5 protein-coding genes are annotated in these 4,297 nt (G+C 71.9%); all 5 read left to right on the forward strand.

Annotated elements, in window-relative coordinates:
* A partial coding sequence (locus D588_RS0104585; RefSeq protein ID WP_026143381.1) for a phospholipase D-like domain-containing protein occupies positions 1-595 on the forward strand: 595 nt, incomplete at its 5' end.
* A gap of 144 nt (positions 596-739) precedes the next feature.
* Positions 740-1,159 carry a hotdog fold thioesterase gene (locus D588_RS0104590; RefSeq protein WP_017914155.1) on the forward strand — a complete coding sequence of 140 codons (420 nt, stop codon included), beginning with the start codon at positions 740-742 and terminating at the stop codon, positions 1,157-1,159.
* Positions 1,160-1,272: 113 nt separating this feature from the next.
* On the forward strand, positions 1,273-2,067 hold the full coding sequence (locus tag D588_RS0104595; protein WP_026143382.1) for a lysophospholipid acyltransferase family protein: 795 nt from the start codon (positions 1,273-1,275) through the stop codon (positions 2,065-2,067).
* Positions 2,068-2,134: 67 nt separating this feature from the next.
* Complete coding sequence (locus D588_RS0104600; RefSeq protein WP_017915141.1) at positions 2,135-3,127, forward strand: alpha/beta fold hydrolase; 993 nt, start codon at positions 2,135-2,137, stop codon at positions 3,125-3,127.
* Between the two features lie 347 nt (positions 3,128-3,474).
* Positions 3,475-4,297, forward strand: an 823-nt coding sequence (locus tag D588_RS0104605) for a tetratricopeptide repeat protein (RefSeq protein WP_017915142.1), incomplete at its 3' end; no start/stop codon positions are given.

A 4,297-nucleotide genomic window follows, 5' to 3' on the forward strand; every position in this document is an offset into this window, starting at 1 on the left:
CGGGCCGTCCGGCAGCCGCGGCGACGGCAGCCAGGTCGCGCGCCGCGTGCTGCGCACCGAGACCCGTCCGTCGTACCTGAGCCGGCGCATCGCCAACCGGCCGCTGCCGGTGACCCGCGAGGGCGCGCGCATGGGCCTGCACGCCAAGTCGCTGGTGGTGGACCGCCGCGTCGGCGTGATCGGCACCCACAACTTCGACCCGCGCAGCGAGACCTACAACACCGAGGGCGCGGTGATCGTCGACGATCCGGCGTTCGCGCAGGCGCTGGCGGCCAGCATCGGCCGCGACATCGAGCCGGAGAATTCCTGGGTGGTGGCGCCGCGGGTCAAGCCGCCGGTGCTGTCGGGCCTGAACTACAGCATGGGCAAGGTCTCCGAGGCGCTGCCGGTGCTGGACTTCTGGCCATGGCGCTACGCCACCGACTACGAATTCCAGCCCGGCCCCGACTGCCCGGCGCCGCTGACCCGGCGCGACCCGGGCTTCCATCGCTGCTACAGCGCGGTCGGCGACTTCCCCGAGGTCAACGTCGGCCCGAAGTGGCTGCTGGTGCGGATGTTGACCGCGTTCGGCTCGGGCTTGGTGCCGATTCTCTGAGGGGCGGGGATTCGGGATTCGGGATTGGGGATTCGTAAAAGCAGATCCCTGCGACTTGATGCCCCGTGCAGGCGCGATAATGTCAGTGCCGGGGATGCCGCTCTTGCCAATCCCCAATCCCGAATCCCCAATCCCGGCCCTCCAATGCCCTTTCGCGAACCTGCCGATCTCGCTGTCCTCAACGCCGATTGCCGCGACACCCTGATCGCGCACCTGGGCATCGTCTTCACCGAGGCCGGGCCGGACTGGTTGCGGGCGACGATGCCGGTGGACGCGCGCACGCGGCAGCCGTACGGGCTGCTGCACGGCGGCGCATCGGTGGTGCTGGCCGAGACCCTGGGCAGCACCGCCGGCAACCTGTGCGTAGAGCCGGGGCGGATCTGCGTGGGCCTGGAAATCAACGCCAACCACCTGCGCGCCGCGCGCAGCGGCGTGGTCACCGGCACCGCGCGGCCGCTGCACGTGGGCCGGACCACGCAGGTGTGGGAGATCCACATCGAGGACGCGGCCGGCAAGCCGGTGTGCGTGTCGCGGCTGACCCTGGCGGTGGTCGACCGCGGCTGAGCCCGGTCCCGGGCTGAACCCTGCCTCGGCGGTCACGGGCGACGTGTCTGCGGGCGCGTCTTCGGGGTGACACAATTGTCCGCTAGGCCCCCGCTTCCGGTACCCTTGTTCGAATGAGCGAGTTCTCCCCACCCGCCATGCGCCAATACGGTGGGGCGCTGCGCTGGGTTCGTTACGGCTACCGCGTGCCGCTGCTGGCGTTGCACGTGCTGTTGTCGCTGCCGTTCCTGCTGGTGTGCATGGCGCTGTCGCCCGGCCGTGCCGGCACCGAGTCCTTCGGCGACCGCATGGTCTGCTGGTGGTCGACCTGGCTGCTGCGCATCTTCGGCCTGCGCGTGCGCCGCATCGGCGCGCCGCTGCCCAATCCGGTGCTGTTCGTCGCCAACCATGTCAGCTGGATCGACATCGTGATGCTGCACAGCCAGCGCATGATGGGCTTCGTCGCCAAGCGCGAGATCGCCGGCTGGCCGCTGGTCGGCTGGCTGGCCGCGCGCGGGCAGACCATCTTCCACCAGCGCGGCAGCACCGAGTCGCTGGGCGGGGTGTTGCAGGCGATGCTGGAGCGGCTGCGCTCCGGCTGCTCGGTCGGCGTGTTCCCGGAAGGGCGCACCCGCGGCGGCCAGGACGTGGGGCCGTTCCATGCGCGCATCTTCCAGGCCGCGGTCGAGGCCGAGGTGGCGGTGCAGCCGGTGGCGCTGCGCTACGGTGCGGGCGGCTCGGCGCAGCAGATCGTCGCGTTCGGGCCGCACGAGAGTTTCTTCGCCAACTTCCTGCGTCTGCTCGGCGAGCCGGGGCGGGTGGCCGAGGTGCATTTCCTGGAGCCGATCCGGCTGCAGGACGTGGAAGGGCGCCGCCGCATCGCCGAGATCTCGCGTGCGCGCATCGTCACGGCGATGGCACAACCCTGAACACCGGGACACTGCCGACGCCGCGCTTGACCGATTACTCCAGTCGACAGGCGCAAGCTCGCTGCCCATGAACGCAACCGATTACTCCCCCCCTCGCTGGCTGCGCAACCCGCACGTCCAATCGGTACTGGGTTCCAGCCTGCTGCGCGTGCGCCGTGGCGAACAGTTGCTCGCCGCCAGCGGCGCCACCACCACCTCGCACATCCTCGACGGCGGCGATGGCGTGCGCCTGCAGGGCTGGCTCAGCGTGCCGGCCGGCGAAGCGCCGCGCGGCACCGTGCTGCTGCTGCACGGCTGGGAAGGCAGCGCCGATTCTAGCTACATGCGCCTGACCGCGGCGAAGATGCTGGCGCTGGGCTACCAGGTGTTCCGGCTTAACTTCCGCGACCACGGCGGCACCCACCACCTCAACGTGGACCTGTTCCACTCCGAGCGCCTGGACGAAGTGGTCAACGCCGCCTGCGACCTGTGGCGGCGCTTCCCGGCGCCGACCCTGCTCGCCGCCGGCTACTCGCTGGGCGGCAACTTCGCCCTGCGCCTGGCGCTGCGCGCGCCGGCGGCGGGCTTGCCGCTGCAGCACGTGGCCGCGGTGTGCCCGTTGCTGGACCCGGCCACCACCATGCAGCGGATCGAGAACGGCCCGCAGTTCTACGACTGGTATTTCCGCCGCAAGTGGCGCGAGTCGCTGCTGCGCAAGCGCGAACTGTTCCCCGACCGCCACGGCTACGACGACGCCACCCTGGCGCTGGACATGCGCGGGTTGATGGCCTGGCTGGCCGAGCGCCATGCCGGCTTCGCCAGCCTGGACGCCTACTTCGACAGCTACTGCATCGCCGGCGAGCGCCTGCAAGGCCTGCGCGTGCCGGCCGACATCCTGATGGCCGAGGACGACCCGGTGATACCCCTGGACGACTTCCGCAGCTGGCGCCTGCCCGACCTCGCGCGGCTGGAGATCGCCCGCTGGGGCGGGCATTGCGGCTTCATCGAGAACGCGCGCGGCGACGGCTTCGCCGAACGCTGGGTGGCCGAACGGCTGACCGAGGGGCTGGTGGAGGCCTAAGCGGCGTTGCGCGCAGGCCGGCGGGCGACCTCGCCCGCGCCCGCGTGCGGCAGGCGGTCGGCAAGGTGGGCGCACCGGGATTCCCGGGTGCGGCACGCGTCGATGCTCCTTCCGCCGTTCCCGCATCATCACCGCCGCCACCACGTAGCGCTGCCCGGCGCACGGGTCATCTACGCGGCCGGCATGCTCGGCAAACCTCGCAGGCGCGTCGCCTCAGTCCCCCCGCAGCGTCCGGCGACAACGCAGCTTCAGCGCGGTCCGACGCCGCCCGCCGTGCCCGCAGGCGCCACCGCAGGGCGGCTGGGCGCTCCCGCTACAATGCGGGTTTGCCCCAACGCCGGACCCACATGCACCAGCCCATTCTCGACGCCCTGCGCCGCCAGGACACCGCCGACGCGTTGCGTCTCGCCCAGACCTGGGCCGCCGAGGCAGCCGACGACCCGCAGGCCTTCCGCTGGCTGGCGCTGGCGCAGCAGCAGCACGGCGAGACTGCCGCCGCCCTCGACAGCATTGGCCGTGCGATCGCGCTGGCGCCGGAAGACGCCAGCCTGCACCTGCTGCACGCCGGCATGCTGGTCAGCGCCAACGACCTGGCCCAGGCCGAGGACGCGCTGGCGCAGACCGCGGCGCTGGATCCCAACGAATTCCTCGCCTACGTGATGCGCGCACACCTGGCGCTGGGCCGCGGCGACCTGGACGAAGTGGAGCGGCTCAGCCGCACCGCCGCGCGCCTGCAGCCGGAGCATCCGCAACTGCTCGGCGTGGACGGCATGCTGGCGCTGCGCCGCGGCGACGCCGACCGCGCGCTGGCGCTGCTCTCGCGTGCCAGCAACGCGCTGCCGGACGATCCCCGCCTGCTCTACGCGCTGGGTTTCGCCTATCTGGACAAGCAGCACTTCGCCTTCGCCGAGACCGCGTTCCGCCGCGTCGCCGCGCTCACCCCGGGCACCAGCGCGGCGATGATGGCGCTGGTCGCGCAGCTGGCCTACCGCCAGGGTCGCCTGGACGACGCCATCACCGCGCTGGAGACGGTGCTGGCTGCTCCGGCCGGCGACACCGCCAACATGCGCCGGCTGGCCGGCGAGTACGCCTTGCAGGCCGACCGCCCGGCCGAGGCGCTGGAGCATTTGCGCCGCACCCTGGCGGTGGCGCCGGCCGACCGCCGCACCC

This window comes from Xanthomonas sp. SHU 308 (assembly GCF_000364645.1).
In the GTDB taxonomy this organism is placed as follows: Bacteria; Pseudomonadota; Gammaproteobacteria; order Xanthomonadales; family Xanthomonadaceae; genus Xanthomonas_A; species Xanthomonas_A sontii.

Coding starts and splice junctions, on each gene's coding strand:
- D588_RS0104600 (WP_017915141.1), top strand. CDS start 2,135: ATGAACGCAACCGATTACTCCCCCCCTCGCTGGCTGCGCAACCCGCAC.
- D588_RS0104595 (WP_026143382.1), top strand. CDS start 1,273: ATGAGCGAGTTCTCCCCACCCGCCATGCGCCAATACGGTGGGGCGCTG.
- D588_RS0104590 (WP_017914155.1), top strand. CDS start 740: ATGCCCTTTCGCGAACCTGCCGATCTCGCTGTCCTCAACGCCGATTGC.